Origin of the sequence: Amycolatopsis sp. DSM 110486 (assembly GCF_019468465.1) — a bacterium.
Classification (GTDB): domain Bacteria; phylum Actinomycetota; class Actinomycetes; order Mycobacteriales; family Pseudonocardiaceae; genus Amycolatopsis.
Genome location: NZ_CP080519.1, coordinates 4,765,903 through 4,791,773, shown reverse-complemented (window position 1 = coordinate 4,791,773; position 25,871 = coordinate 4,765,903). Strand labels below are relative to the sequence as shown.

Sequence of the window (25,871 nt, the reverse complement as noted above, 5' to 3'; positions counted from 1 at the left end):
GCAGGGGACCGGTCCCCGGCCGCAGCTCTAGCCTCGGCCCCCGAAAGGGGGGCGCGAGGTGGACCAGGAACCGGCGGTGCCCGAGGTCGTGGTCGTCATCGGCGCGGTCTGGCTGGTGGGCATGACCTGGTACACCATCGCGAAGATCCGCTCGTCCAGGACGTTTCGCCGCCAGCAGGTGCTTCAGATCGCCGGGATCAGGGAAACGAAGCCGGGTCCCGCCGAGCTGGGTGCGCTGGTGTCGGTCCACCGCTCGGAGGGCCGACACCGGCGGCGCCGGGTCGCGCTGCGGGCCACGCTGATCGGGTTCGTCGGGCTAACGGCCGTGCTCTGGATCGACTTCACTGCGCTCGGCGACGACTCAGGCGACCACGTGGTGCCGATCGGGGGCTTCGCGGCGCTGGCCGGGCTCGCGTTCGCCGTGCTGGCGAGCGGCATCAGCGTCGGCGTGCGCGAGGTGCGGCACGGCGACGAGGAGTTCCGCCTGCACGAAGGCGGCTTCGTCCACACCGACCGCCACGGCACGCGGACAGTCAAGTGGGCCGACGTCGCCTATGTGCACCAGCGGACCGGCGGCACGCGCTGGACCGCCGTCGGCAAGCTCGAACTCCGCGACGGCGCGCGGATCGTCGTCGCGGGTCTGGTCGAGAACTGCTCATTGCTGCTCGAACGGGCGAAGCTCGCAGTCCACCTCGGTCGGTACCCGCGCCGCTCGGCCTAGCGCGGCACCGGCTCCGCCGGCCAGCGGACCTCGCCGACATCGTCCGGGCGGGGCACCTTCAGGAACAGGCTGAAGATCGCCGGACGCTTGTTCGACAGTTCGAGGCGGCCGCCGTCGGCTTCGACGAGGGCGCGGGCCAGGGCGAGGCCGACACCGGTGGAGCCACCGCCGGAGAAGCCGCGTTCGAAGATGTGCGGGGCGAGCTCGTCGGGCACGCCGGAGCCGGTGTCGCCGACCTCGATGACGACGGTGGCGTCGGACTCGCCACGGCGCGCGGCGAGAGTGACGGTGCCGGCACCGTGGCGCAGAGCGTTGTCCAGTAGGACTCCGATGACCTCGCGCAGGCGGCCGGGGGTCGCGCGGGCCATGAGGCCGTCGGCGATCTTCAGGCGCAGGTTGCGGCCCTCGACGCGCAGCAGCTGGCGCCACTCCTCCGCGACTTGCGGCAGCGTCGCGTGCAGGTCGACGGGCTCGGCGTCCACCTCGCGAGCCGCGCGGGCGGCGGCGAGCAGCTCGTCGAGGGCTTCGGCCAGGCGGTCGGCCTGCTCCTGCGCGGCCCGCGACTCCTCGACGACGTCGGGGTCGCCGTGCACCGTCAGCGGTTCCAGCCGCAGCTGCAACGCGGTGAGCCGGCTGCGCAGCTGGTGCGAGACGTCGCCGACGAGCTGCCGCTCCCGCTGCACGAGCTGCGCCAGCGCCGAGGCCGACGTGTCCAGCGCCTCCGCGACCATGTCCAGCTCGGCCACGCGGTAGCGGCCCGGGTCGGGCCGGAAGTCACCGCCGCCGAGGCGCGACGCGCGGTCCGCGACGTGCCGCAACGGTTTCGCCAGCCGGCGCGCGGTCACCGTCGCCACCACCGCGCCGGTGCCGACGGACAGCACCACCAGCAGCACCACGAGCAGCGTCACCTGCGTCTGCTTCGTGCGGACGGGACCCCTGGGGATCGACAGGACCACCTCACCGTGGCGTGCCGTCGGCACGATCTCCACGACCGGGTCGGGCCCGGGGTTCACGCCGAGGTGCTTCTCGATCAGCCCGTCGCCGCGGACCTCCAGGAACCCGCCGTGCGGCACGCCCACGCGGAACTGCTGGATGTCGATGTCGTCGCCGTTGGCGACCTGTGTGTCGACGGTCGCGGCGATCACCCGCGCGCGTTCGGCCAGGCTCTCGCGGTTGAGGTTCTCCACCAGCCGCCAGGCCGTGACGCCGAGCGGGATCCCGAGCACGGCCGCGGTCACGAGCACGGCCAGCAGGATCGCCATCAGGATGCGGCGGCGCATGCTCATCGCGCGACGCTATTCGACGTTGAAGCGGAAGCCGACACCGCGGACGGTCGCGATGCGCCGTTCGCCGTCGGAGTGCGTGGACTTGGCGGGGCGCCCGGCCGCCTCGTCGGCCGCGACGGCGAGCTTGCGCCGCAGCCAGGACATGTGCATGTCGAGCGTTTTCGAAGTCTTCGACTCCAGCTCGTTCCACACCTCGGCGAGGATCTCGTCGCGGCTCACGACCTGGCCCGCGCGCGTCATCAGCACGCGCAGGAGCTCGAACTCCTTGTTCGCCAGCTGCACCTCGTGCAGGTCGACGGTGACGAGCCGCGCCCCGAGGTCCATGCGGACGCCCCCGGACTCGAGCACCTCCGGCACCCGGCGGCGCAGCAGCGCGCGGATGCGGGCCAGCAGCTCCGCCAGGCGGAACGGCTTGGCCACGTAGTCGTCGGCCCCCGCGTCGAGCCCGACGACGAAGTCGACCTCGTCGGTGCGGGCGGTGAGCATCAGCACCGGCAGCTCGGTGCCGCCGGCGCGCAGTCTGCGGCACACCTCCAGCCCGTCCATGCCCGGCAGGCCCAGATCGAGCACGAGCAGGTCGACGCGGTGGGCGGAGGTGGCGCCGAGCACCGCCGGTCCATCGGTGACGACCTCGACCTCGTACCCCTCTCGCTGCAGCGCCCGGGACAGCGGCTCGGCGATGGTGGGATCGTCTTCGGCAAGTAGGACCATGCTCACCTCGCCAACCTTACGGCGAACACCCGTGAAACCATCGTGACCGTGCCTGGCTATGAGGATGATCTGACCCTTGCCACCCGGCTGGCTGACGCCGCCGACGCGATCACCACAGCGCGTTTCCGCGCGCTCGACCTCTCGGTGTCCCGCAAACCCGACCGCACTCCGGTGACCGACGCGGACACCGCCGTCGAGGACGCCATCCGTGCGATCCTCGCCACAGAGCGCCCCGGCGACGCGGTCGCGGGCGAAGAACGCGGTGGTACGGCCGGCGCGACCGGCCGCGCGTGGGTGCTCGACCCGATCGACGGAACCAAGAACTTCCTGCGCGGCGTGCCGGTCTGGGCCACGCTGATCGCGCTGGTCGAGGACGGTTCGCCCGTCGTCGGCATGATCACCGCGCCGCTGCTGGGCCGCCGCTGGTGGGCTTCGCGCGGCGACGGCGCGTACTGCAGCGACACGGCCGGCGTGCGGCGGCTCGCGGTGTCGGCCGTGGCTTCGCTGGAAGACGCGTACCTCTCCACGACGGACCTCAACACGTGGACCGAGTACCACTCCCGCGAGAAGTACCTCGCGCTGACGGAGGCCTGCTGGGAGAGCCGCGCGTTCGGCGACTTCTGGCAGCACTGCCTGGTGGCGGAGGGCGCGCTGGACCTCGCGGCGGAGTGCATTGTGAACCCGTGGGACGTCGCGGCCGCGCAGGTCCTCGTGACGGAGGCCGGCGGGCGGTTCAGCGACCTCACGGGCGCGGCGACCTACGAGGGCGGCTCGGCGTTGTCGAGCAACGGCGCGCTGCACGACGCCGCGCTGGCCGTGCTCAAGCGCTGAGCCGGCCTGCTCCTGGTACTGCTCCGACGGGCTCGTGAGTGGCGGTTCGCCCCGCCACTCGCGAGCGGTTCAGTGTCCGGGCAGCACGCCGACAGCGCCGCGCGCGACCTGCGACCACGCGAGGCGGCCGAACAGGTAGTGGCAGGCGACCTGCTCGGACGTGAAGCGCGCCCAGTCGTAGCGGTTGCCCTGCTCGCGCCAGAAGACTTCCCAGCCCTCGTCGTCGGCGGGCATGAGGCACCACGCGTTGTCGGCCTCGGTGCCGACGGAGACGACCTCCGCGGGCACGCCCAGCCGGTCGAGCCAGCGCCGGATCGACTGCGTGTTCATCGCGCCTCCCGCGTGACGTCGGCCAGGAATCCCAGGGTGACCAGCTCGTCGGCGGCCAGCACGGCACGGTAGCGGATCCCGCCGCCCGGCTGCCCGAACCACTCCGGCGCGGTCGAACTCCACATCGGCACGGGCTTCACCACGCGATAGCGCCGGTAGCCCGCGTGGCGCGTGGACTCCGGCAGCGAACGCTGCGCGAACGGCGTGCCGTCGACGGTGAAGAGGCGGCCGTGCTCGTCGCCGAAGCGGTCGAGCCACGTGTTTTCCGGGAGTACCACGGCTTTTTCTTCCTGGACCGGTGGCCACCCGGTGTCCTCTGCGCCCGGCTCGTAGCCCTCGAAGAGCGCGGCGGGCGGCTGCGGGTCGGCGGGCGGCGCGGGCGTGCGACGGAGGCCCCGCGAGACGTACTCGAGCGTCGCGGTGTCGTCGAGCAGCGCCGAGTCCGGGTGGTCGAACGGGCCGGAACCGTTGTCCGGCAACGGCAGTTGCAGCGCGGGCCGGTCCGCGGCCACGGGCAGGTGCCCGATCGGGAACATGTGGACCAGGAACAACGCCAGCACGCTCTCGCGCTCGGTGCGCAGCGCCCCCATCGGCGGAGGCGGAGGCGGGGGCGCCGGGTACGGCACGGGCCCGCGGAAGACCTGGTTGTACGGCCGGCCCGCGAACGGCAGGCGCGGGGCCGGCTGTGCGGGCGGGAGGCGGGTGCCGGTCGGGGGTGTCGGGACGTCGTCGAACCCGCCGTCGAGCAAGCCGCCGTACTGTGCGGGCAGCCGGATGGGCCCGGTGGCCAAGTCGGTGTCGACCGGTTCGGCGTGTTCGGACACGGACACCCTCTTCTCGGTTGCTCCGGCTTCAGGAAAGACGTCCGCCGCGCCAGCCGGTTCCACACAATTCCCCGATAGGGGGAACTTCCGCGCGGCACCGGACAAGGTGGTGATTCCACCTTATCCGGCGGAGGCGATCTTCCGCCTCACCAAGGCCCGCGCCACTCCGCGTCGTTCGACGACCTCGAAATCCGCGCGCGTGAACAGGCCGAGGGTCCCGTGGTAAAGATCCGCGGGCGGGCGGTCGCCGGCGGCCACGGGGTAGCCCTCGACGACGTCGGCGCCGCGCTCCGCCGCGTACTCGACGGCCGCGTGCAGAAGTTCGGCCGCCAGTCCTTGCCGACGGCCGCGGCGGTCGACGTAGAAGCACGTCACCGCCCAGGCGTTCCCGGGTTCGGCCGAAGCCGCCACGGGAGAGCGCGCCAGCCGCGGGTTGTCCGGCTTCGGCGACACGGCGACCCAGCCGAGCGGCTCACCGTCGACCACGGCCAGCAGACCCAGCGGCACGCCGGATTCGGCCTCGCGGCGCACGTGCGCCTTGCGGCCGTCGCGCCCCGCGGCCTTGAAGTCCGGCCCGGTCAGGCGGAAGAACGCGCACCAGCAGCCGCCCTGCACGCCGCCCGGCCCGAAGAGCTGCTCGAACAGCGGCCACGAAGCTGCGTCAAGCGGGACGAACTCGCGCACGTCAGCCGGCGAGGGCGTTCACGACCCGCGACGGGGACGGCCGGCCGAGCTGCCCGGCCATCCACACGCTCGTCTCCACGAGCTTGCCGAGGTCCACGCCGTGCTCCACGCCGAGGCCCTCCAGCAGCCACACGAGATCCTCGGTGGCGAGGTTGCCCGTGGCCGACTCCGCGTATGGGCAGCCGCCGAGGCCGCCGGCCGATGAGTCCACAGTGGATACTCCGGCGCGCAGCGCGGCCTCGGTGTTGGCCAGGGCCTGGCCGTAGGTGTCGTGGAAGTGCACGGCCAGCGCGGAAACGTCCACTCCGGACTTCTCGAACTCCTGGACCAGCCGCGTGACCTGACCGGTGGTCGCGACGCCGATGGTGTCGCCCAGCGACAGCTGCGAGCAGCCGAAGTCGAGCAGCCGCTTGCCCGCGCGCACGACCTGCTCGGCCGGCACCACGCCTTCCCACGGGTCGCCGAAGCACATCGACAGGTAGCCACGCACGTCCAGGCCCTCTCCGCGCGCCCGCGTGACGACCGGCTCGAACATGGCGAACTGCTCGTCGAGCGTGGAGTTCAGGTTCTTCTGCGCGAAGGTCTCGGTGGCGCTGGCGAAGATCGCGATGTCGGAGACGCCGGCGTCGAGCGCGCGGTTGAGGCCGCGCTCGTTGGGCACGAGGACCGGATAGCGCACGCCCTCGCGGCGGTCGAGGCCGGCGAGCAGCTGTTCGGCGTCGGCGAGCTGCGGCACCCACTTCGGGTGCACGAAGCTGGTCGCCTCGAGCGTGGTCAGACCGGCGCCGGCGAGGCGGTCGAGGAACTCCAGCTTCACCTCGACCGGCACGACGGCGGACTCGTTCTGCAGGCCGTCGCGCGGACCGACCTCCCAGATCGTCACGCGCTGGGGCAGGCCCTCGGCGGGGACCCGTTCGGGCAGGCCGACTTCGCGGGCGCCCACGTCAGCGCCGCCGTCCGCGCGGCGGGTGGTTCGTCGGCGGCAGCGGCTCGGTGTCCTGGGCACCACCCTGTCCCCCCTGCCCCGGTGCGCCGCGGTAGTCGTCGTACGGGTTGTCGTTGACCTCGCGGTAGATCACCGTGTGCACGCGCTCGACGTGAGGGATGTCGTCGAACTTCAGCGGCTCGTCCGAAGCCGACTCGATGATCAGCGTGCCGCAGCCGAACACCCGGTCCAGCAGGCCGTGCTCGAACTGGACGCTGTTGATGCGCGACATCGGGATGTCGATGCCGGTGCGCTTCACCACGCCTTCGCGCGCGATCAACCGGTCGGTGGTCACGATGAAGTGCGTGGTCCGCCAGCGCACCAGCGGCGCGAGGAACAGCCACACCACGAGCACGAGCGCCACCACGCCGATGGCGATCATCGCGACGTTGTTCCAAGGCGCCGTCACGTCCTGCGCCAGCAAGATGAGCCAGACGGCGGCCGCGATCGTGATCACGAAGGCCACGAACGGGAAGATCAGCATCTTGAAATGCGGGTGGCTGTGCACCACCACTTCCTCGTTCTGGCTGAGCAAATCGTCCGGATAGGCCACGGCGGACGCTCCCCTGGTGTGTGCCTGTGCTGTGTCTGCGCTGGTCGACTTACCGTACCGGCGCGAGGGCGCCGGCGGCGCCCGGACACCGCGGTTTACCAATCCGACCAAAAGTAGGCCGGCTCTCGCGCGGCACGTAACCGTTGCCGCGAAGCCGTCGGCCGTGACTGTGGTCGGATTGGTAACGATCGGCACAGTAGGTCACGCCGGGCGCACGTGCACCACGTCGCCGGCGGACACGGTCACGCGGCGGCCGTCGGTGGCGTCGACCAGCAGCTGCCCGGTCGCGTCGAGGTCGGCCGCGCGGCCGGTGAGGGCGCGGCCGCCGGGCAGCTCGACGCGCACCTCCTGACCGAGGGTCGCGCAGTGGGCGCGGTAGTCGTCGAGCAGGCCGGCGGCGGTGAGGTCGCCGGACGCGGCGCGCCAGCGGCGTTCGAGGTCGTCGAGGCGGGTGAGCAGGGCCAGCGCGACCTCGGTGCGGTCCGGGTCGGCGGCGCCCTGCTCTGCGAGCGACGTCGCGGGCAGGCCGCCGGGGCCGGCCGGCACGTCTTCGCCGAGCGGCAGCACGTTGAGGCCGATGCCGAGCACGACAGCCGGCTCGCCGCCCGCGACGGCCTCGGCCAGGATCCCCGCGCACTTGGCGCGGTCGGGTCCGGCCAGCACGTCGTTAGGCCATTTGAGAACGGCGTCGACCCCCAACTGGGCGGCGACCCCGCGCACGGCGAGGCCGGCCACCACGGACAGTGAACCGAGCGCCGCGAAGGGGACGCCCGCGGGCCGCAGCGCCACGCTCAAGTACAGCCCGGCGCCCTTCGGCGAGCTCCACGAACGCGCCCGCCGGCCGACGCCCGCGGTCTGCTGCTCGGCGAGCAGCACTGTGCGGTCCGCACCCCCGTTTTCCAGGGCTTCCCGCAGGTCGGCGTTGGTGGAGCCAGTGGACTCCACCACGTCCACCCGGGAGTACCGATCGCCGAGTCCCTCGCGCAGTCGCGCTGCGTCCATGCCAGACATGTGCCCAGAATATGAGAGTCCCCCTAACGTGCAAGCGACTCGCTCGTTACGCAGAGGTGCGCTCTCCTAGATTGGACGCTGTGACGCCGCCTGACCCCGAGCACAGCGCTGTGCTCGATTCAAAAGACGTGCCGGATTCAAAAACCGGGCCGGAAGAAGCTGCCGTGCCCTCGTCTGCCGCTGCCGGCAAGGGGACAGGCAAGTCCTGGGCTCGCGGTGCGTTCCACCGTGGACTCGTCGCGCTGCCGCTCGTGGCCGGCCTCGTCACCGCGGGCTGGCTCGTGGCCGACCGTGACCAACCAGCGCCGCAGACTCCGGTCGCGACCGCCACGGCTCAGGCCGGACCATCGGTGCTCGAGGTGAGCGCGCCCGTCGCGGCGCAGGAACCCGGGCAGGGCGCCTCCGGCGGTGGCGGCAAGACGCCGTTGCAGCAGTGGGCCGAGTCGCTCGCCGGCCCCCTCGACATCCCCGCCGACGCGCTGATCGGCTACGCCAACGGCGAGCTCGCGCTGCGCTCCGAAGACCCCGGCTGCCACCTTTCGTGGGTGACGCTCGCGGGCGTCGGCGAGGCCGGCTCGGACCACGGCCGCCACGGCGACAACCCGATGGGCCTGTCGCCGGCAGCGTGGAAGAAGTACGGCGCGAAGATCCCCGGCATCGACAAGCCTGCTCTGACCGACCCCAGTTCGGCGTCGGTCGCCGCGGGCCGCGCCCTGTGCGCCGGCGGCGCCGACCTGTCCGCGGGCACGGGCTGGTGGAAGTCGATCGCCGCGTACGCGAGCAAGGACACCGAGCTGTTCCGCCAGCGCGTGCTCGGCAACGCGCAGCTCTACGCCACGCTCTCCCTCGACCCCGCGAAGGCGAACAGCCCGGCCGTGCGCGCCACCCGCTTCGCCCTCGGCCAGCTCGGCCTCCCCTACGTCTGGGGCGGCAACGGCCCCGACGCCGGCGCCGCGGGCTTCGACTGCTCCGGCCTGACGAAGGCGTCGTACGACAGCGCCGGCGTCGCGCTGCCCCGCACGGCCGACAGCCAGTTCCGCTCCCTGCCCCCGGTCACCGGCGAACCCCAGCTGGGCGACCTCGTCTTCTACGGCTCCCCGGCCACGCGCATCCACCACGTCGGCCTGTACCTGGGCAACGGCCTGATGATCAACGCGCCCACCGAGGGCCAAGCCATCCAAATCCACACCTACCACTCCCGCGGCGACGACTACGCGGGCGCGGGCCGCCCGGCCTGATCACCGTTACTTCAGCCGCCTTGGCGACGGGCGGGCTCGGTTGGCCTTTCGCCGTGCACAGCCAGGAATCCGGTGAGCCGCTGGTCGATCTGCTCGCGCGCTACGCACGGGTGAACGCGGACAGGACGTTCCTGAAGGACGCGGGTGTCTCCCTGCCGAGGGTGACGGATGCGACGAGCGCGACGCGGACGTGTTGGCTGCCTCCGGTCGGCCCCACGACGTACTGCGGCGGACCACCCACGACGACGCGGTCACCACACTCCGGGAACTCGGTGCCGCGTGGGACGTTCGTGGTGCGGCGTCGGTGTGGGTTGCGGGGTTGTGGTCGGCGTCGTGGGCGTGGCGCCCCGCGCTGACCGGGGTCCTGCTCGCGCGCGGGCTGCCCGAGCACGAGTCCGTTCCGTATCGGGGATCAGCCGTCTGCCGGGTGTGCGGGACGAACGCGTTGCCTGTTCTCGCCCCGACGGAGGAGTGGTACCGGCGGCACACCGAGGGCGCGCCTGGCGGCGGCGGACCACCCCGGACTGGTGCGGCGCTGGTCGGACTACGTCGAGCGGGACCAGCGCCCGAACGACCGGATCGAGGTCCAGGGACCGCTGGCGTGGTGGCGATCGTCGGACGGTTTGCGCGAGGACGTCGTGCACGAGGTGTTCGCCGACTTCGACGTCGAGTCCCTGGACCTCGACGCGCCGCGGCCGGCGCCGGACCCGTTGCCCGGCGCGACGATCGTGGCCGGCGTCGGAAAACGGGTCCGGGAGCTGGCGAAGCAAGCCCGCACCGGCGCGGTTCCACGATCCGTCGGCACGGAACCAGCCACGGCGGGCGACGTGTACGCCATGCGGGTCGCCGCCGACCGGTGGGTGACCGTGTACGTCTGGTCGGTCGACTCGAAGGCCTGAGCACTCAGTTCGGGGCCACTCAGCCGAAGACGAGCCGCTTTCCCGCCTTGCCGGGCTCCAGCAGCTCGAACTTCAGGCTCAGATCGGTGCGAGCCAGGAGCTCCACTTGCTGGGTGAACGGCTCACTCGTGGCGTACACGGTCTTCTCGAACTTCCACTCGTCCTTGAACCACGTGCGGAGCGCGCCGAGAAGACGTTCGTCCATTCCCTTCTCCATTTCGGGCCGGCGAGCCCAGAAGAAGACGACCGCGTCGACGTCCGCCCACTCGTCGGCACCGACGGGAATCACCGTGGACTTCGCGAGGAACGTGGCGCTCGGGGGGAAGACGTAGACGCAGCCCACGCACCTGGCGCCGGACGGGTCGAGCACGGTGTAGTTGAACGCGCGGTGCGCGGCATGGCGTTCTTCCATATCCACGACGTCTTTCCGGTTCTCTTCCACCGTGAAGTCGTCTTCGGGCCACGTCGACTGCCGCCACAACCGCAGAGGCTCCCGCGTTTCCATCACGGCGGCGTAGTCCTTCTCCGTGTCGCCGACCACGATCGGACGCAAGGAGAACTCGTCGGTCTTCAGCTCCGGGGGAACAGGTTCGGTCGCATCGGTGAATGGCACGTCCGGCTCCTTCGACGAGTTCCCCATGGGTACTGATCACTGTACGACGGCGCTCAACCGAGTTACGGCGGCGGGAAACGCGTCACCAGTCCGAAGGAACCAGCAGCTCCTGCGGTTTGCGGTCGGCGTGCATGGTCCACAACAGCTCCGCCAGGTCGGCCGGATCGGCGGCCGGGAAGGCGGCCTCGGGTTGGCCCGATGCGCGGTAGTGGTCGTCGAAGGGCGTGCCGGTGATGCGGGCGCCGATGTGGAGCTGGCCGACGAACACACCCTGGTCGGCGACCTCCGCGGCCAGCGCCTGGAGGTAGTTGCGTTGCGCGGCAAGGAGCGTGGCCCAGCCGGTCATGTGGGCCCGGCCGGAGACGGCGGCGGCGCCCTGGGCGGTGAGGATCGCGCCCTCGCCGCGAGTGAGCATGGCGGGAAGGAACTCCTGGACCACGGCGAGGAGGGCGTCGAGCGTGAGCGGCATCAGTTCGTGCAGCCGGGCGGCGGTGAGGGAGACGGCGGCGGTGAAGCCCGGGTCGGCGGGCGAAGGGGCGTAGTAGACGACGTCGGGGTCGCCGACAAGAGCGCGGATCCGCGTGGCGAGAACGGGAATCGAAGCCGTTTCGGACAGGTCTGCGGGGAGGACGTGGGCGGTGCTGCCGTCGGCCGCCAGCACGGCGGCGAACTCCTCCAGCGGAGCCCGGCGGCGGGCGACGAGGACGACGTCGTAACCCGCCTTTCCATAGCGGCGGGCGATGGCGCGGCCGACACCCGGGCCGGCTCCGAACACGACTAGCGACTTGGTCATGGTGACCAGCCAACTCCGCCGAAGCCAGACTATCCATGGTCGACGGTCCAGGATTCCTTTGTGATCGTCTACCGTCGTAGTCATGGACGTGCTCACCGACCTCCTGCACCGCGCCCGCGCGAGGACCGCGCTGGTGCGCCAACTGATCCAGCGCCCGCCTTGGTCGGTCGCGTACGCGGACGCTCCCGCGCTCACCGTGATGGCCACGCTCGGCGGCCACGCGTCGATCCGGGTCGGCGGCGAGCCGGTGCGCCTCGAAGCCGGGGACATCGCGCTGGTCACCAGCCGCGACTACACCATCGCCGACGACCCGGGCACGGCCGAGCAGGTCACGATCCGCGGAAACCGCAAGTACCTGCCCAGCGGTGAACCCACGACGGAGCACTGGTTTCTCGCCCCGCGCACGTACGGCGACGGGCTGCCCGGTGCGACCGTGATGCTCCGGGCCGCATACGAACTCCACGGCGAGGTCAGCGATCGGCTCCTCACCCTCCTGCCGGAGCTGGCCGTGGTGCCGGCGGGGCCACGCACGGGCGCGACGCTCGACCTGCTCGCCGCCGAGGTCTCCCGCGACGAACCGGGCCAGGGCGCCGTGCTCAATCGGCTGCTGGATCTGGTGCTGGTCCAGGCTTTGCGGGCCTGGTGCGCCGAGTCGCCGACCCCGCCGTCGTGGTACCGCGCGCTGGCCGACCCAGGCGTCGGCGAGGCGCTGCGGCTGCTGCACGGCGATCCCGCGCACCGGTGGACGGTCGGCGAGCTGGCCGCCAAAGTCGGCTTGTCCCGAGCCGCGTTCGCCGCCCGGTTCGCGACGCTCGTCGGCGAACCGCCGCTCACCTACCTCACCGGCTGGCGCATGACGCTGGCCGCGGATCTGTTGCGGGACACGGAAAACCCGATCGCCCAAGTCGCCCGCGAGACCGGTTACACCGACGCGTTCGCGTTCAGCGTGGCGTTCAAGCGCGCCCGCGGCGTCAGCCCTTCGGACTGGCGCCGGACCGTTGCGGGCCAGCTTGCTAGCCGGGGCGTGCGAGATCGCCTTTGAGCCGATCTCGCCGGTGGTCACCTAGGGCGTGTCTGACAAACATCGTCTGTGGCAGCTGGGATGCTGTCGGTCGTGTCGCGGTTTCAGTTGCTGTCAGACGAGCAGTGGGCGTTGATCAAAGACTTGTTGCCGGCGCGGACCGGTAAGCGGGGTCGTCCGTTTTCGGATGCGCGGGCGATGGTGGAGGGGATCGTCTACCGATATCGGTGTGGGATCGCGTGGCGGGACGTGCCCGAGGTGTTTGGTTCGTGGCAGACGATCTGGACCTGGCATCGCCGGATGGCGGGGGACGGCACGTGGGACATGGTGCTGCAGCGGCTGCTCACCGCCGCGGACGCGGCCGGGCAGATCGACTGGGCGGTGTCGGTGGATTCCACGATCGCGCGGGCGCATCAGCACGCCACCAACGTCAGGCGTGTCACGGGGGGCTGGGTCGAATTACACGGATCTGCTCGCCGAGCCGCCTGATCACGCGATCGGCCGCTCCCGCGGAGGCTGGAGCACCAAAGTTCACCACCTCGTCGACGGCAACGGGCGGCCGCTGGTAGCTCTGGTCGGGCCCGGCCAAGCCGGGGACGCGCCGATGTTTCCGCACCTGATGCGACATCTGCGCGTCGCTCGAATGGGGCGTGGCCGGGCGCGCACCCGTCCCGACCGGGTCCGGGGCGACAAGGCCTACTCCTCGCGAGCGATCCGCGGGCACTTGCGCACCCGCGGCATCACCGCCGTGATCCCCGAACCTGCCGATCAGGTCGGGCACCGCGCACGGCGGGGTTCACGAGGCGGCCGCCCACCAGCGTTCGACCCGGTCGACTACCAAGGCCGCAACGTCGTCGAACGCGGCTTCAACCTGCTCAAACAATGGCGCGGCCTGGCCACCCGCTTCGACAAGTTGGCCATCGTCTACCGCTCCGCAGTAGTCCTCCATGCCGTGATCACCTGGACCAAGGCTTTGTCAGACATGCCCTAGGAGCTGGTGCTGGAACGAAGCGTGAGCCAGTACGTGATCCTCGGTGCCGGCCTCGATTCCTTCGCCCAGCGGTACCCCGGAAAGAGCACTGTCTTCGAGATCGACCACCCGGCACCCAGGCCTGGAAACGCGAGCGCCTGCAAGCCCTCGGCTACCCATTGCCGACGCTGGTGCCCATCGAGTTCGAATCCGGCCAGTCGTGGCCCGCCGAACTCGAAGCCGCGGGCTTCGACCCGACACAACTCGCGGTTTTCGCGTCCACGGGCGTGAGCATGTACCTGTCGAAGGCCACCACGGCGGAAACCCTGCGCGCCATCGCCGGCCTGGCCAGCGGCACGACGCTCGCGATGACGGAGAGGACTTCCTGGTCGCTCGGGTCTGATCCGGCCATGCACCGCGCCAACCGGACGAATGCGCTACTCCACCCCCTTGTTGTTCATTTTCCGACCACGCGCCGGACCCCAACCGGGCACGCCCCGGCCCGCTGGCGTCCCCATCATGAGTCGCCCTTCCCCCGACCCAGGAGGACTCATGATCCGCAAGCGGATCGTGGCCGCGCTCGCCGCGGCGACGCTGGCCGCGGCCGGCGTTGTCACGGCGGCCGCGACGAACACCGGCGAACCGGACGTGGCGCCCGCCGCCGCGGCCGTGCCGGCGTTCGACCACGTCGTGCTGGTGATGTTCGAGAACAAGAAAGCCTCGTCCATCACCTCGTCGGCCGCCCCGTACTTCACGTCCTTGGCGAGCCAAGGCGCGAAGTTCACCAGCTCCTTCGCCATCACCCACCCCAGCCAGCCCAACTACGTCGCCCTGTTCTCCGGCGCCACCCAGGGCGTCACGAGCGACTCCTGCCCCGCCAACCTCGGCAGCAAGGCCAACCTCGGCCAGCAGCTGATCGGCGCCGGCAAGTCGTTCAAGGGCTACTCCGAGTCGATGCCGTCGGACGGTTACACCGGCTGCTCCAGCGGCACCTACATGCGCAAGCACAACAGCTGGGTGGACTTCTCGAACGTCCCGGCGGCCAGCAACGTCCGCTACTCCAGCTTCCCCACCGACTACACGACGCTGCCCACGGTTTCCTTCGTGACGCCGAACATGTGCAGCGACATGCACGACTGCTCGATCGGCACGGGTGACACCTGGCTCAAGAGCCACCTCGACTCGTACGCGCAGTGGGCCAAGACGCACAACAGCCTGCTGATCGTCACGTTCGACGAGGACAGCGGCACCTCGGTCAACCAGATCTACACCACGTTCGTCGGCGCCCACGTGAAGCCGGGCAGCTACTCCGAATCCATCAACCACTACACGGTCCTGCGCACCATCGAGGCCTCCTACGGTCTGCCCGGGATCGCGGGCGCGGCGAGCAAGTCGCCGATCCTCGACGTCTGGCAGTGATCCCTCCCGCGGGCGTGTCCCCTGTGTCCACAGCGGACACAGGGGGCGCGCCCGCGGGCTCCAGAAGGGCGCGTCCGTGTACCTCTCCACCATCGGCCGCCGCGAGCACAAGGTCTCCCGAGGGAAGATCGCCGCGAACGTGCTCGCGCTCGGCACCGTCAGCCTCGTCACGGACATCTCCTCGGAGATGGTCACGGCGGTGCTGCCCATCTACCTCGTCCTCAGCCTGCACCTGAGCCCCGCGATCTACGGCCTGGTCGACGGCCTCTACACCGGTGCGACGGCGCTGTTGCGGCTCGTCGGCGGCTACCTCGCCGACCGCGTGAGCCGGCGCAAGACCATCGCCGGGATCGGGTACGCGATCTCGGCCGTCGCGAAGCTGGGCCTCGTCGCGGCCGGCGCGTCGGCGGGCGCGATCGGCGCGGTGATCACCGCCGACCGCACCGGGAAGGGCCTGCGCACAGCCCCGCGCGACGCGCTGATCACCTTGTCGGCGCCGCAGGACATGCTCGGGCGCGCGTTCGGCGTGCACCGCGCGATGGACAGCGCCGGCGCGTTCGCGGGACCGCTCGTGGCGCTGGGCGTGCTCGCGCTGGTCGGCGCTTCGAGCACCGACGCGTTCGACGCCGTGTTCGTCACCAGCTTCTGCATCGCGGCGATCGGCGTGCTGCTGCTGATCCTCTTCGTGCGGGACCACCGCACGCCGCGCCCGGCCACCGGCACGGTGTCCCCTCGCGCGGCGGCAGCGCTGCTGAAGTCGGCGCCCGTGCGGCGGCTGCTGATCGCCGCGTGTGTGCTCGGCACGGCGACCATCGGCGACGGCTTCGTCTACCTGCTGCTGCAACGCCGCGAAGACATCGGCACGGGCTGGTTCCCACTGCTGGCCGTGGGCACGAACCTCGCCTACCTCGTGCTGGCCGCGCCGCTCGGCTCGCTGGCCGACCGGTTCGGGCGGCTGCCGGTGGTGCTCTGCGGCTACGGCGCGCTGGTCGTGGTCTACCTGCTGCTGGCCGGGCCCGTGTCGGGCTGGCCGCTGGTGGTGCTGTCGCTCGCGCTCTACGGCGCGTTCTACGCGGCCACCGACGGCGTGCTGATGGCGCTGGCGGGACCGGTGCTGCCGGAAGCCCTGCGGACCACGGGCATCTCGCTCATCCAGACCGGCCAGGCGGTGGCGTACTTCGTCTCGTCCGCGCTGTTCGGGCTGGCGTGGCAGGTGTGGGGCATCGGGCCGTCGATGGCCGTGGCGGCGGGCGCGGCCGTGCTCGCGATCGTGGTGACGTTCGGACTCCTTCGGAAGGCGCGATGAAAACGCGGATCTTGGTGGCAGTGGCGGGCGTCGTGGTGCTGGTCGCCGCGGCGGCGGTGTACGTCGGGATGGCGGCGGCGCGCAACCGCGACGTCGCGGCCACCGGCACGGTGTCCCTGGCTCCGGGCCCGCGGCTGCTCGTGCGCAGCACGGCCGACGCCTCGCGCGGCCACGTCGTCACGGTGTCGGTGGCAGACCCGGGCGGCCCGCGCGCGGTGTCTCCGGTGACGTGCGCGCGCGTCTACGCTGCCGCGGGCACCGGCCTGTGCCTGCGCCAGGACGGCGACCTGACCACGTACCAGCTGGCGGTGCTCGACTCCGGGCTCACGTCGAAGCGCGAGATCCCGCTGGTCGGCCTGCCCAACCGCGCGCGCGTCTCGCCGAGCGGCAACCTGGTCGCGTGGACGGTGTTCGTCACCGGCGACTCCTACAACGGCGGCGTGTTCTCCACGCGCGCCGGCATCCTCGACACGCGCACGGGCGAGCTGGCGCCGTCGCTGGAGGACTTCGCGGTGACGCTGAACGGCAAGCCCTACCAGGCCGTGGACCTCAACTTCTGGGGTGTCACGTTCACCCGCGACGACCACACCTTCTACGCCACGATGTCCACGGCCGGGCACCGCTACCTCGTGCGCGGCGACTTCCGGGCGCACACGATCGTGTCGCTGCGGGAGAACGTGGAGTGCCCGTCGCTGTCGCCGGACAGCACGCGCATCGCGTTCAAGTCGGCCATCGACGACGACCCCGCGAAGGGCTGGCGCCTGTCGGTGCTCGACCTCGCGTCGGGCCGCGTGACGCCACTGGCCGAGACCCGCAGCGTCGACGACCAGGCGGCGTGGCTCGACGAGCGCTCCGTCGCGTACGCCATTCCGCGCGGCACCCAGCACTCGGACGTCTGGACGGTGTCGGCCGACGGCAGCGGCGTGCCGCGCGTGCTCGTGCCGGACGCGGAGTCGCCGGCGGCGCTGGGCTGATCGTCGCCCGGACGCCGACGGGTGTCAGACTTGTCCGGAACAGCGGATCTGACACCCAGGGAGAGCGATGAGCGCGGAGCCGGACCCGGCCGACGTGCTCGCCGCGGAGCTGGCCGCGCTGCGCGCGAGCGCCGGCAACCCGTCGTTCCGCAAGATGGCCGAGCGCTCCGGCTGCATCTCCCACACCACCTTGCACGAGGCGGTGAAGGGCACGCGGTTCCCGTCGTGGGAGACCACGCGGGAGTTCGTGAAGGCGTGTGGCGCGGGCGAGGAGCCGTGGCGGGCGCGGTGGGTGGAGCTCAAGGGCGTGCCACCGGTGCCGGAACCCGTCGCCGTGGCCGCGCGGGCCGCGCCGGGTCCTGCCGAGCCTCGCAGTCCCGACCCGGACGTCGAAGGTGTCCGCCTCGCCCCGCCGCCGCGCAAGCGCTCCACCCGGCGGAACGCGCTGGTCGTGGCCGCTGCCGTGATCGCCGTGCTGGCCGCGGTGGCCGCGTTCGTCATCCCCGGCAAGCTGAACGCTCCGGCAGGCGACGCGAGCGCCCGCGTCCCCGGCGACAACACCAAGTTCATCGCCGACGTGACGGTGCCCGACGGCGCGGCGGTGCACGTCGGCGTGACCGTGCAGAAGGTGTGGGAGCTCGAGAACTCGGGTTCGGTCCGCTGGCACGAGCGCTACCTGCAGCGCATGGACCTGCCGCCCGCGCCGGGCACCTGCCGCACGCCCGACCGCGTGCTGATCGGCGACACCGCGCCCGGCGAGCACGTGATGATCAGCGTGCCGCTGACGGCGTCGGACGCGCCGGGCCGCTGCTGGATCGGCTGGAAGATGGTCGACGCCGCGGGCACGGAGTTCTTCACGACGAAGCGTCCGGTGTACGTGCTCGTGACCGTCGTCCCCTGACGCTGTCAGATTCTGTAAGACCTGGTCAGGTCGGTACCGAACACCCCGTTCCCGCCGGAAAATAGATCGCAGCGAAGGCGTGCCTCCCCCGTCTTCGACGGATTCTGGGGGTCGGTCCGTGGGGTGGCCCGGGCGAAGGGTGCCCCACGGACCGCCGATTTCACGCCGTGCGGCGGAACGTGCTCCGGTAGGCGCTGGGCGACACCCCGAGCGCGCTCTGCAGGTGCTGGCGCAGCGACGCCGCCGTGCCGAAGCCGCAGTCGGTCGCGATGCGGTCGATCGGCAGGTCCGTCTCCTCCAGCAGCTGCCGCGCGCGTTCCACGCGCTGCTGCGTGAGCCACTGCAACGCCGAGATCCCGACCTCCTCGCGGAAGCGCCGCGTGAACGTCCGCACGCTCATCGCCTCCTTCGACGCCAGGTCGCGCAGCGTCAGCGGCCGGTCGAGGTGCTCCAGCGCCCACGCCCGCGCGGCGCCCGTCGACGCGGACTGCGGCTCGGGCACCGGGCGGCGGATGAACTGCGCCTGCCCGCCCTCGCGGTGCGGGGAGACGACGGTGCCGCGCGCGACCTCGTTGGCCACAGCCGCGCCGAAGTCGCGCCGGATCAAGTGCAGGCAGAGGTCGATGCCGGACGCGACGCCGGCGGAGGTGAAGACGTTGCCGTCCTCGGTGTAGAGCACGTCAGGGTCCAGCTTCACCCGCGGGTACTCCAGCTGGAACTCGCACGCCGAACGCCAGTGCGTGGTCGCACGGCGGCCGTCGAGCAGGCCCGCGGCGGCGAGTACGAAGGCGCCGGTGCAGATCGACGCGATGCGTGCGCCGGGGCGGATGCGGTCGATGGCGCCGGCCAGCGCCGGCGGGTACTCGCGGCCGGTGGGCTCGTACTCGAGCGAAGACGCCGGGATCACCACCGTGTCGGCCTCGGCGATCGCCTCCGGTCCGACCGCGACGGGGATGACGACGTCGGAGTCGGTGCGGACGTCGCCCGGCTCGGGTGTGCAGGTGACCACCTCGTACAGCAGCTCGCCCTCGGCCGAGCGCGCCTGGCCGAACAGCCGGTGCACGATGCCGAGCTCCATCACGAGCATGCCGTGGCGCACGAGCACCGCCACGTGGCGCCTCTCCGGGTGCCGGAAAACGGACATGGCCTGATTCTTTCACAGGTTGTCCATCGGGCCACTTTTTCCGGGCCGGGCCGCGAGCGACCCTGGCGACATGAACGTCCTCTGGCTCTTCGCCCACCCCGACCCGCACTCCCTCGGCGGCGCGCTGCGCGACGAGGGCCTGGCAACGCTGCGCGCCCTCGGTCACAACGTGCGCGAGTCGGATCTGTACGCCATGCACTGGAACCCGGTCGTCGACGAGATCGCGGCGGTTCCGGACGACGTCCGCGCCGAACAGGCCAAGCTGACCTGGGCCGATGCCGTGGTCTTCCAGTTCCCGCTCTGGTGGTACGGCACGCCCGCCATGCTGAAGGGCTGGTTCGACCGCGTCTTCGTGAAGGGCTACGCCTACGACGTCCACCGCCCCGACGGCCGCCCCGCCCGCTACGGCGAAGGCGCGCTGGCCGGCAAACGCGCGCTGGTCGTCGTCACCACCGGCTCCCCCGCCCCGGCCCTCGGGCCGCGCGGCGTCAACGGCCCGCTGCCCGACCTGCTCTTCGGCCTCCAGCACGGCACGCTCTTCTATACCGGCATGTCGGTGCTGCCGCCTTTCGCCGTGTACGACGCGGACCGCATGACGGCGTGCGCGTTCGCCTCGGCGGCTTCGGCCTTGCGGGCCCGGCTGAGTGACCTCGAGACGGCTTCACCCCTCCCGTTCCGCCCCCAGAACGGCGGCGACTACGGCCGCGACCTCGTGCTGCGCCCCGAAGTGGCGCCCGGCCGCGAAGGCCTGGACGTTCACCTCTGCGGCACCACCAGAGGCGCACCCGGCCGCTGACGGCTACCCGGTGAAGAAGGACGCGGCCGACTTCATGGCCGCCTCGTCGGCCAGCACGTCGCCGGGCCTGCTCCCGTTGCCCAGCAGCACACCACCCCAGTGCATGCCCAGGTACGCGGCGGTCTTCTCCAGCGTGCCCACCAGCGGGTCGGCCTGCTCGGGCCCCTCACTCAGCACGCTGACGCCCCACAGCGTCTTGCTCTTCATCCGAGCCTTGAACTCCGCCCCCGGCACCCTCATCCACCCCGACCAGTAGTCCAGGTACAGCTTCACGCTCGCCGCGACCGAGTACCAGTACACCGGCGACGCGATCACCAGGTCCGTGGCCGCGAACGTCGCGTCCATCAGCACCTTCTCGTTGCCCGCCGGCTCCGGGTGCTCGCCGAAGCCGTGCCGCCGGTCCTCGAACGCGGGCAGCGGCACCTCCGGCAGCCGGATCCACGTTTGCTCGTGCTGCCGGGTGATCTCCCTCGCGGCGCGCCGGGCCAGCATCTCCGTGTTGCCCCCGGCGCGAGCGGCCGCCACCAGAAACAGGAAGCTCCGATCCATCACGATCTCTCCCCATCAAGTCTATGCATGTGCATTCAAATGTTGTCACTGCATGTACTCTGACGTCAAGGGGGAGGGCCGATGAGCAACGACGAAGACGCGTGGGGCCGGCTGCTCCTGCTCCACACCCGAGTCGAGCAGGAACTGGCGAAAGCCTTGCAGCGCAAGCACGGCATCGGGTTGTCCGAGTACCGCGCGCTCGGCAAGCTGGCCGCCGCGCCCAAGGGCGAGCTGCGGATGCAGGAGCTGGCCGAAGCGGTGGGGCTCAACCAGAGCTCGGTGAGCCGCATGGTGGCGCGCCTCGAGGACCGGGGCCTGAGCGTCCGCGATCTCTGCGAAGACGATCGCCGGGGCGTCTACTCCGTGATCACCGAAGCGGGCCGAGCCCGGCACGCCGAAGTCGAGACGACCTACCGCACCACTCTCACGGCCGCGCTCGACAAGGCGGGCGCCGACCCGTCGCTCGCGGCCGCGATCGCGTCGGTCCGAACCGCCTGACTCCGGCCCGCCCCGAGAAGCTCAGCCCAGCGCGCGGTTGTACGGCGCGAACCTCCGCGCCGCTTCGCCCGGCAGCGACCTACCGCCGTGGACCAGCCGGGGAGCCGGGCCGATCGGCAGCAGCCCCGACGCGCGGCACCACTCGGAAAGGCCCGCCTGGGCCAGATCCACGTCCACCCGGATCCGTCCGCCGGCCGCCCGCGCGATGCCGCGGATCAACGCCCGGGCCTGCTCCTCGTCCGGCGCGACCACCGGACCGATCACCGTCACCCCGTCCAGCACGGTGCCCAGAGCGAACCCGTCGTCGGTCACGTGGACGTGCTCGGCCTCGAACAGCAGCCGGTCCAGCAGCGCCTCCCGCGCGAAGCCCTGCGCGCCGGCGTCGAGTGAGTACACCCGGGCCACGTCGGCCGGCGTGATCGGCCGCGAAGCCGGACCACCGTCGTCGGTGAGCACGCCGATGTGGCCTTCGCAGCCGCCGTCGACCACGAAGCCCAGGGACTCGTACAGCCGCAGCCCGAAGTCGCTCGCGTGCAGGAACACCGTGGCGTCGCCCGCGGCCGAAACCGCCTCGGCCGTCACTCGACCGCCCAGGCCCTGGCGTCCGTGCCGGGCGGCGACCACGACCATCGAGATCGACGCGACCGGTCCCGTCTCCACAAGGATCGAGGTGGCGGCGAGCCCGCCGTCAGGCGCGTCGATGCCGAAGCCGCGGCCGACGTCGAGCAGGATCGACCACTTGCGGTGCTCCCGCGGCCAGTCGCGGTCGGCTCCGAGATCGAGGCAAGCGGACAGATCGGCGGGCCCGAGCGGGCGGACGGGAAGCACGCAGCCAGCCTATGCCCGGGGAGGCGTACGCCACACGCGAAGCGACCTGGCGGTAGCTAAGCTCCGCTTCATGAGCAGTGCGACGCAGCCGCTCGGGACTCCGCCCGAGGAAGAACCGGACATCCACACCACGGCCGGCAAGCTCGCGGACCTCTACCGCCGCTACGACGAGGCCGTGCACGCCGGATCCGAGCGTGCCATCGAGAAGCAGCACGCCAAGGGCAAGAAGACGGCCCGCGAGCGCATCGATCTGCTGCTCGACGAGGGGTCGTTCGTCGAGCTCGACGAGCTGGCGCGCCACCGCTCCACGAACTTCGGGCTGGAGAAGAACCGCCCGTACGGCGACGGCGTGGTCTCGGGCTACGGCACCGTCAACGGCCGGCCCGTGTGCGTGTTCTCCCAGGACGTCACGGTCTTCGGCGGCGCGCTCGGCGAGGTGTACGGCGAGAAGATCGTGAAGGTCATGGACCTCGCGATCAAGACCGGCTGCCCGATCATCGGCATGAACGAGGGCGGCGGCGCGCGCATCCAGGAAGGTGTGGTGTCCCTCGGCCTCTACGCCGAGATCTTCCGCCGCAACACCCACGCTTCGGGCGTGATCCCGCAGATCTCCCTGATCATGGGCGCGAACGCCGGCGGGCACGTCTACTCGCCCGCGCTCACCGACTTCGTGGTGATGGTCGACGAGACGTCGCAGATGTTCATCACCGGCCCGGACGTCGTGAAGACCGTGACGGGCGAGGACGTGACCTTCGAGGAGCTCGGCGGCGCGCGCACGCACAACACCAAGTCCGGCGTCGCGCACTACCTCGGCTCCGACGACGAGGACGCGATCGCCTACGTCAAGGAACTGCTGTCGTACCTGCCGCAGAACAACCTGTCCGAGCCGCCGGCCTTCGAGCCGGGTGAGCCCGCCGGGTTCTTCGACGACGTGACCGACACCGACCGCGAGCTCGACACGATCATCCCCGACTCGCCGAACACGCCATACGACATGCACGAGGTCGTCACCCGCGTGCTCGACGACGGCGAGTTCCTCGAGGTCCACGAGCTCTTCGCGCCCAACATCCTCGTGGGCTTCGGCCGCGTCGACGGGCAGAGCGTGGGCGTGGTCGCGAACCAGCCGACGCAGTTCGCCGGCTGCCTCGACATCGCGGCGTCGGAGAAGGCCGCGCGGTTCGTGCGCACGTGCGACGCGTTCAACATCCCCGTGCTCACCTTCGTTGACGTGCCCGGCTTCCTGCCCGGCACCGACCAGGAGTGGAACGGCATCATCCGCCGCGGCGCGAAGCTGATCTACGCCTACGCGGAGGCCACGGTCCCGCTGGTCACCGTGATCACGCGCAAGGCCTACGGCGGCGCGTACGACGTGATGGGCTCCAAGCACCTCGGCGCCGACGTCAACCTGGCCTGGCCGACCGCGCAGGTCGCCGTGATGGGCGCGCAGGGTGCGGCGAACATCGTGCACCGCAAGACGCTCGCGGCCGCCGCGGCCGAGGGCCGTGACGTCGACGCACTGCGCGCCGAGCTGATCCAGGAGTACGAGGACACGCTGCTGAACCCGTACGCCGCCGCCGAACGCGGGTACGTCGACTCGGTGATCGTGCCGGCGCACACGCGCGGCCACATCACGAAGGCGCTGGCGCTGCTGAAGACCAAGCGCGAAACGCTGCCGCCCAAGAAGCACGGCAACATCCCCCTGTGAGGTCTCCCGTGAGCGATCGCCCCTTGCTTCGCGTCGTCCGCGGCAACCCGGACGACGCCGAACTCGCCGCCCTCACCGCTGTTGTGGCGGCGGTGGCGGCGTCTTCGGGTGGCTCGCCCGCGCCCGAGAGGCGGACGTCGTGGTGGAACGACCGCGCGGCACGGCTGGGCACGACGCCGCAGCCGGGCGACGGCGCGTGGCGGGCTTCGGCGCTGCCGCGCTGACCCGAGCTTTGACCGGGTTCAGCCCGTGCAACCGTTCACGACGCGGTCGGCCAGCGCGTCGGTGAACTCGCGCGTGACGGGCGCGCCGGTGACCAGCACGCGGTAGTGGACGGGCCCGATGGCCTGCTCCACCAGGCAGTCGAGGTCGGTGTCGGCGGGGAGCTCGCCGCGGGCGACCGCCCGTTCGAACGGCAGCCGGTCGCGTTCGTGCTGCCCGTGGACCTGCTCCGCACGCAGCCGCGTGGCCAGCTCCGGGTCGTGCTGCGCCTGGCCGATCAGCGCGCGGAACACTGCGCCGGCGTCGGCCGTGGTCAGGAAGGTCGCGACAGCCGCGAGGTGCTCCCGCAGGTCGCGGCGCAGGTCGCCGTGGTCGGGCGGCACGAGCTCCTCGGCGAGGTCGTCGCCAAGCGCGTCCAGCAGGATGTCCACTTTGGACGGCCACCAGCGGTAGATCGTCTGCTTCGCCACGCCTGCGGCCGCCGCGATCCGCTCGATCGTGAGCCCGGCGAAACCGTGTTCCACCAGCAGGTCGTCGGCGGCCTCCAGCACGGCGCGCCGTGCGTCTTCACTGCGGCCGTAGCGGTTCCCGTGATGCCGGCGCGTGTCCGGTGCAGTGGTGTTTCCCACCTCGGCGAGCCTAATCGGCTTCTAGACAAGACGCAACGTCGCGTCTAGCGTAGGCCGCGGCAAAAGGGGGTCACTCGACATGTGTTCCGCGTGTGGCGTGCCGACGCACGTCCTGGAGGAAGGCGGCGGGGACGGCGCGGTCGCGACCGCGCCGCGCAAGTTCGCCGCGCTGTACAACAAGGACTGCCGCCCGTACCTGTTCGGCGCGGCGCTCGCGATGATGGCCGACAACATCGAGCACGTCATCACGTACTGGGTGCTGTGGGAGAAGTTCCACTCGCCCGCGCTCACCGGCTTCGAGGTGATCAGCCACTGGGTGCCGTTCCTGCTGTTCTCGGTGTACTTCGGCGGGCTGGCCGACCGGCACGACTGCCGGCGGATCATCCAGGCCGCGCAGGTGTTGTTCATGCTCGTGTCGGCACTGTGGGGCGTGCTGATCCTCACCGACACGCTGCAGATCTGGAGCGCGTGCGTGCTGCTGATCTTGCACGGTGTCGCGGGCGCGGTCTGGGGTCCGGGCGAACAGCTGATGCTGCACGACTTCGTCGGCCCGTCCGAGCTGCCGAGCGCGGTGCGGCTCAACGCGACCTTCCGCAGCCTGGGAATTCTCTTCGGCCCGGTCGTCGGGTCGGCACTGCTGCTCGGGCTGGGGCCGGTGGCGGGGATCTTCGTGAACGTCGCGTTCTACCTGCCGCTCACGATCTTCTTGTTCCGCACCAAGTTCACCGGTCACACGCGCGACGGCGGCATCGTGGCGCGGCCGCGCGTGGGGCTGTTCGACTCGGTGCGAGTACTGCGCGAGGTCGGCGCGAACCCGACGATGGTCGGGATGATCATCCTGGCCGGGCTCGGCGCGTTCTTCGTCGGCGCTTCCCTGCAGAGCGCGATGCCGATCTTCGCCCAGGACCTGGGCGCGGGCAGCGCCGGCACGGCGTACGGCGTGCTGCTGTTCGCCAACGGAGCCGGCGGTGTACTCGGCGGCATCCTGCTGGAGGCGACGGGCCGGATCAAGCCGAGCGTGTTCGCGGCGGTGGTCAGCACGGCGATCTACGGGTTGTCGAGCCTGTTCTTCGCGATGACGGCGAGCTATCCGCTGGCGTTGGTAATGCTGGTGATCGGCGGTGTCGCGAACCTGGCGTCGATGTCGATCGGGCAGACGGTGGTGCAACTGCTGGCGAAACCGGCCGAACGCGGGCGGGTGATCGGGGTCTACAACGTCTCCGCCAACGGCCTGCGCGCCGGGAGCGGGTTCACCGTCGGCCTGCTCGGTGCGGCGGTGGGGGTGCACTGGTCACTCGGGCTGAGCGCGGCCGCGCTGACGGTGGGGACGGGTATTTCCGGCTGGTACTCGCTGTGGGGGAAGCGGGCGCGGGAGGCGCGGAAGCAGTTGCAGCACGTGGCTGACTGAGGTCTGGAGTCCTTTCGGTGCC

General features: G+C 71.3%; 31 protein-coding genes and 1 pseudogene. 17 read left to right on the top strand and 15 right to left on the bottom strand.

The genetic code is table 11. From position 1 onward, the window contains the following. The first annotated feature begins 58 nt into the window (after window positions 1-58). Entirely contained in the window at window positions 59-721 is a 663-nt protein-coding gene (locus K1T34_RS23400; RefSeq protein ID WP_220246335.1) for a hypothetical protein, read from the top strand. Here K1T34_RS23400 and K1T34_RS23395 read toward each other — a convergent pair. Together K1T34_RS23395 and K1T34_RS23390 are read right to left on the bottom strand one after the other, a co-directional pair. Next, window positions 718-2,001 (bottom strand): ATP-binding protein, encoded by a 1,284-nt coding sequence (locus K1T34_RS23395; protein ID WP_220247367.1) that lies wholly within the window; start codon window positions 1,999-2,001, stop codon window positions 718-720. The two genes, K1T34_RS23400 and K1T34_RS23395, sit on opposite strands and share 4 nt — an antisense overlap. Before the next feature lie 15 nt (window positions 2,002-2,016). Beyond that, entirely contained in the window at window positions 2,017-2,718 is a 702-nt protein-coding gene (locus K1T34_RS23390) for a response regulator transcription factor (RefSeq protein WP_220247366.1), read from the bottom strand. A gap of 42 nt (window positions 2,719-2,760) precedes the next feature. Between K1T34_RS23390 and hisN the strand changes: the two genes are divergently transcribed. Next, window positions 2,761-3,549 (top strand): histidinol-phosphatase, encoded by a 789-nt coding sequence (gene hisN / locus K1T34_RS23385; RefSeq protein WP_220246334.1) that lies wholly within the window; start codon window positions 2,761-2,763, stop codon window positions 3,547-3,549. Between the two features lie 69 nt (window positions 3,550-3,618). Here hisN and K1T34_RS23380 read toward each other — a convergent pair whose 3' ends face one another. From K1T34_RS23380 to K1T34_RS23355, 6 genes are all read right to left on the bottom strand, one after another. Next, window positions 3,619-3,879 carry a hypothetical protein gene (locus K1T34_RS23380; protein ID WP_220246333.1) on the bottom strand — a complete coding sequence of 87 codons (261 nt, stop codon included), beginning with the start codon at window positions 3,877-3,879 and terminating at the stop codon, window positions 3,619-3,621. Beyond that, complete coding sequence (locus K1T34_RS23375) at window positions 3,876-4,703, bottom strand: TNT domain-containing protein (protein ID WP_255638662.1); 828 nt, start codon at window positions 4,701-4,703, stop codon at window positions 3,876-3,878. The genes K1T34_RS23380 and K1T34_RS23375 overlap by 4 nt, the downstream gene beginning before the upstream one ends. Window positions 4,704-4,823: 120 nt before the next feature. After that, window positions 4,824-5,387: a GNAT family N-acetyltransferase gene (locus K1T34_RS23370; protein WP_220246331.1), complete on the bottom strand. Its 564-nt coding sequence runs from the start codon at window positions 5,385-5,387 to the stop codon at window positions 4,824-4,826. Between the two features lies 1 nt (window position 5,388). Continuing rightward, window positions 5,389-6,330, bottom strand: coding sequence for a hydroxymethylglutaryl-CoA lyase (locus tag K1T34_RS23365; protein WP_220246330.1), 942 nt, complete (start codon window positions 6,328-6,330; stop codon window positions 5,389-5,391). A 1-nt stretch (window position 6,331) separates the two neighbouring features. After that, on the bottom strand, window positions 6,332-6,925 hold the full coding sequence (locus tag K1T34_RS23360; protein WP_220246329.1) for a PH domain-containing protein: 594 nt from the start codon (window positions 6,923-6,925) through the stop codon (window positions 6,332-6,334). 201 nt (window positions 6,926-7,126) lie between these two features. Further along, window positions 7,127-7,936, bottom strand: a complete 810-nt coding sequence (locus tag K1T34_RS23355; RefSeq protein WP_220246328.1) for a biotin--[acetyl-CoA-carboxylase] ligase — start codon at window positions 7,934-7,936, stop codon at window positions 7,127-7,129. 164 nt (window positions 7,937-8,100) lie between these two features. Between K1T34_RS23355 and K1T34_RS23350 the strand changes: the two genes are divergently transcribed. Together K1T34_RS23350 and K1T34_RS23345 are read left to right on the top strand one after the other, a co-directional pair. Next, window positions 8,101-9,174, top strand: coding sequence for a C40 family peptidase (locus K1T34_RS23350; protein ID WP_220246327.1), 1,074 nt, complete (start codon window positions 8,101-8,103; stop codon window positions 9,172-9,174). A 527-nt stretch (window positions 9,175-9,701) separates the two neighbouring features. Then, entirely contained in the window at window positions 9,702-10,073 is a 372-nt protein-coding gene (locus tag K1T34_RS23345) for a hypothetical protein (protein WP_220246326.1), read from the top strand. Between the two features lie 19 nt (window positions 10,074-10,092). On the opposite strand, the gene K1T34_RS23340 is transcribed toward K1T34_RS23345, so the two are convergent. After that, entirely contained in the window at window positions 10,093-10,686 is a 594-nt protein-coding gene (locus tag K1T34_RS23340) for a hypothetical protein (RefSeq protein WP_220246325.1), read from the bottom strand. An 82-nt stretch (window positions 10,687-10,768) separates the two neighbouring features. Continuing rightward, on the bottom strand, window positions 10,769-11,479 hold the full coding sequence (locus tag K1T34_RS23335) for an SDR family oxidoreductase (protein ID WP_220246324.1): 711 nt from the start codon (window positions 11,477-11,479) through the stop codon (window positions 10,769-10,771). A gap of 82 nt (window positions 11,480-11,561) precedes the next feature. On the opposite strand from K1T34_RS23335, the gene K1T34_RS23330 reads away from it, so the two are divergent. The 4 genes and pseudogenes from K1T34_RS23330 to K1T34_RS23320 form a co-directional block, all read left to right on the top strand. Then, window positions 11,562-12,521: an AraC family transcriptional regulator gene (locus tag K1T34_RS23330; RefSeq protein WP_220246323.1), complete on the top strand. Its 960-nt coding sequence runs from the start codon at window positions 11,562-11,564 to the stop codon at window positions 12,519-12,521. Between the two features lie 60 nt (window positions 12,522-12,581). Next, window positions 12,582-12,989, top strand: a complete 408-nt coding sequence (locus K1T34_RS53450) for a transposase (protein ID WP_255637899.1) — start codon at window positions 12,582-12,584, stop codon at window positions 12,987-12,989. Beyond that, window positions 12,937-13,491: an IS5 family transposase gene (locus K1T34_RS53445; RefSeq protein ID WP_255637898.1), complete on the top strand. Its 555-nt coding sequence runs from the start codon at window positions 12,937-12,939 to the stop codon at window positions 13,489-13,491. Before K1T34_RS53450 ends, K1T34_RS53445 begins: the two co-directional genes overlap by 53 nt. Before the next feature lie 6 nt (window positions 13,492-13,497). Continuing rightward, window positions 13,498-13,751: pseudogene (locus K1T34_RS23320) on the top strand (class I SAM-dependent methyltransferase); the annotation flags it as partial. On the opposite strand, the gene K1T34_RS54735 reads toward K1T34_RS23320, so the two are convergent. Further along, a complete protein-coding gene (locus K1T34_RS54735; RefSeq protein ID WP_370643772.1) occupies window positions 13,643-13,882 on the bottom strand; it encodes a hypothetical protein in 240 nt (79 codons plus the stop codon). The pseudogene K1T34_RS23320 and the gene K1T34_RS54735 sit on opposite strands and share 109 nt — an antisense overlap. A 140-nt stretch (window positions 13,883-14,022) precedes the next feature. Here K1T34_RS54735 and K1T34_RS23315 point away from each other — a divergent pair, with 140 nt between their 5' ends. The 4 genes from K1T34_RS23315 to K1T34_RS23300 all read left to right on the top strand — a co-directional run bounded on the left by K1T34_RS23315 (window position 14,023) and on the right by K1T34_RS23300 (window position 18,070). After that, the gene (locus tag K1T34_RS23315; protein ID WP_220246322.1) at window positions 14,023-14,889 is read left to right on the top strand and encodes an alkaline phosphatase family protein; all 867 of its coding nucleotides are present in this window, start codon (window positions 14,023-14,025) and stop codon (window positions 14,887-14,889) included. Between the two features lie 76 nt (window positions 14,890-14,965). Continuing rightward, a complete protein-coding gene (locus K1T34_RS23310) occupies window positions 14,966-16,195 on the top strand; it encodes an MFS transporter (protein ID WP_220246321.1) in 1,230 nt (409 codons plus the stop codon). Then, window positions 16,192-17,169 (top strand): hypothetical protein, encoded by a 978-nt coding sequence (locus K1T34_RS23305; RefSeq protein WP_220246320.1) that lies wholly within the window; start codon window positions 16,192-16,194, stop codon window positions 17,167-17,169. Before K1T34_RS23310 ends, K1T34_RS23305 begins: the two co-directional genes overlap by 4 nt. Window positions 17,170-17,236: 67 nt before the next feature. Then, window positions 17,237-18,070 (top strand): NBR1-Ig-like domain-containing protein, encoded by an 834-nt coding sequence (locus K1T34_RS23300; RefSeq protein WP_220246319.1) that lies wholly within the window; start codon window positions 17,237-17,239, stop codon window positions 18,068-18,070. 160 nt (window positions 18,071-18,230) lie between these two features. On the opposite strand, the gene K1T34_RS23295 is transcribed toward K1T34_RS23300, so the two are convergent. After that, window positions 18,231-19,214, bottom strand: a complete 984-nt coding sequence (locus K1T34_RS23295; protein WP_220246318.1) for a GlxA family transcriptional regulator — start codon at window positions 19,212-19,214, stop codon at window positions 18,231-18,233. 70 nt (window positions 19,215-19,284) lie between these two features. Between K1T34_RS23295 and K1T34_RS23290 the strand changes: the two genes are divergently transcribed. Further along, window positions 19,285-20,010: an NAD(P)H-dependent oxidoreductase gene (locus K1T34_RS23290; protein ID WP_220246317.1), complete on the top strand. Its 726-nt coding sequence runs from the start codon at window positions 19,285-19,287 to the stop codon at window positions 20,008-20,010. A gap of 3 nt (window positions 20,011-20,013) precedes the next feature. Here K1T34_RS23290 and K1T34_RS23285 read toward each other — a convergent pair whose 3' ends face one another. Further along, the gene (locus K1T34_RS23285) at window positions 20,014-20,559 is read right to left on the bottom strand and encodes a flavodoxin family protein (protein WP_255638661.1); all 546 of its coding nucleotides are present in this window, start codon (window positions 20,557-20,559) and stop codon (window positions 20,014-20,016) included. Between the two features lie 81 nt (window positions 20,560-20,640). Between K1T34_RS23285 and K1T34_RS23280 the strand changes: the two genes are divergently transcribed. Beyond that, on the top strand, window positions 20,641-21,057 hold the full coding sequence (locus K1T34_RS23280) for a MarR family winged helix-turn-helix transcriptional regulator (RefSeq protein ID WP_220246315.1): 417 nt from the start codon (window positions 20,641-20,643) through the stop codon (window positions 21,055-21,057). Window positions 21,058-21,078: 21 nt separating this feature from the next. On the opposite strand, the gene K1T34_RS23275 is transcribed toward K1T34_RS23280, so the two are convergent. Further along, window positions 21,079-21,885, bottom strand: coding sequence for a GNAT family N-acetyltransferase (locus K1T34_RS23275; protein ID WP_220246314.1), 807 nt, complete (start codon window positions 21,883-21,885; stop codon window positions 21,079-21,081). Between the two features lie 70 nt (window positions 21,886-21,955). Between K1T34_RS23275 and K1T34_RS23270 the strand changes: the two genes are divergently transcribed. Together K1T34_RS23270 and K1T34_RS23265 are read left to right on the top strand one after the other, a co-directional pair. Beyond that, window positions 21,956-23,590 carry an acyl-CoA carboxylase subunit beta gene (locus tag K1T34_RS23270; RefSeq protein WP_220246313.1) on the top strand — a complete coding sequence of 545 codons (1,635 nt, stop codon included), beginning with the start codon at window positions 21,956-21,958 and terminating at the stop codon, window positions 23,588-23,590. 8 nt (window positions 23,591-23,598) lie between these two features. Beyond that, on the top strand, window positions 23,599-23,814 hold the full coding sequence (locus tag K1T34_RS23265; RefSeq protein WP_220246312.1) for an acyl-CoA carboxylase subunit epsilon: 216 nt from the start codon (window positions 23,599-23,601) through the stop codon (window positions 23,812-23,814). Between the two features lie 18 nt (window positions 23,815-23,832). Here K1T34_RS23265 and K1T34_RS23260 read toward each other — a convergent pair whose 3' ends face one another. Beyond that, window positions 23,833-24,441, bottom strand: coding sequence for a TetR/AcrR family transcriptional regulator (locus K1T34_RS23260; RefSeq protein WP_220246311.1), 609 nt, complete (start codon window positions 24,439-24,441; stop codon window positions 23,833-23,835). 97 nt (window positions 24,442-24,538) lie between these two features. Between K1T34_RS23260 and K1T34_RS23255 the strand changes: the two genes are divergently transcribed. Then, window positions 24,539-25,849 (top strand): MFS transporter, encoded by a 1,311-nt coding sequence (locus K1T34_RS23255; protein WP_255638660.1) that lies wholly within the window; start codon window positions 24,539-24,541, stop codon window positions 25,847-25,849. Window positions 25,850-25,871 lie beyond the last annotated feature (22 nt).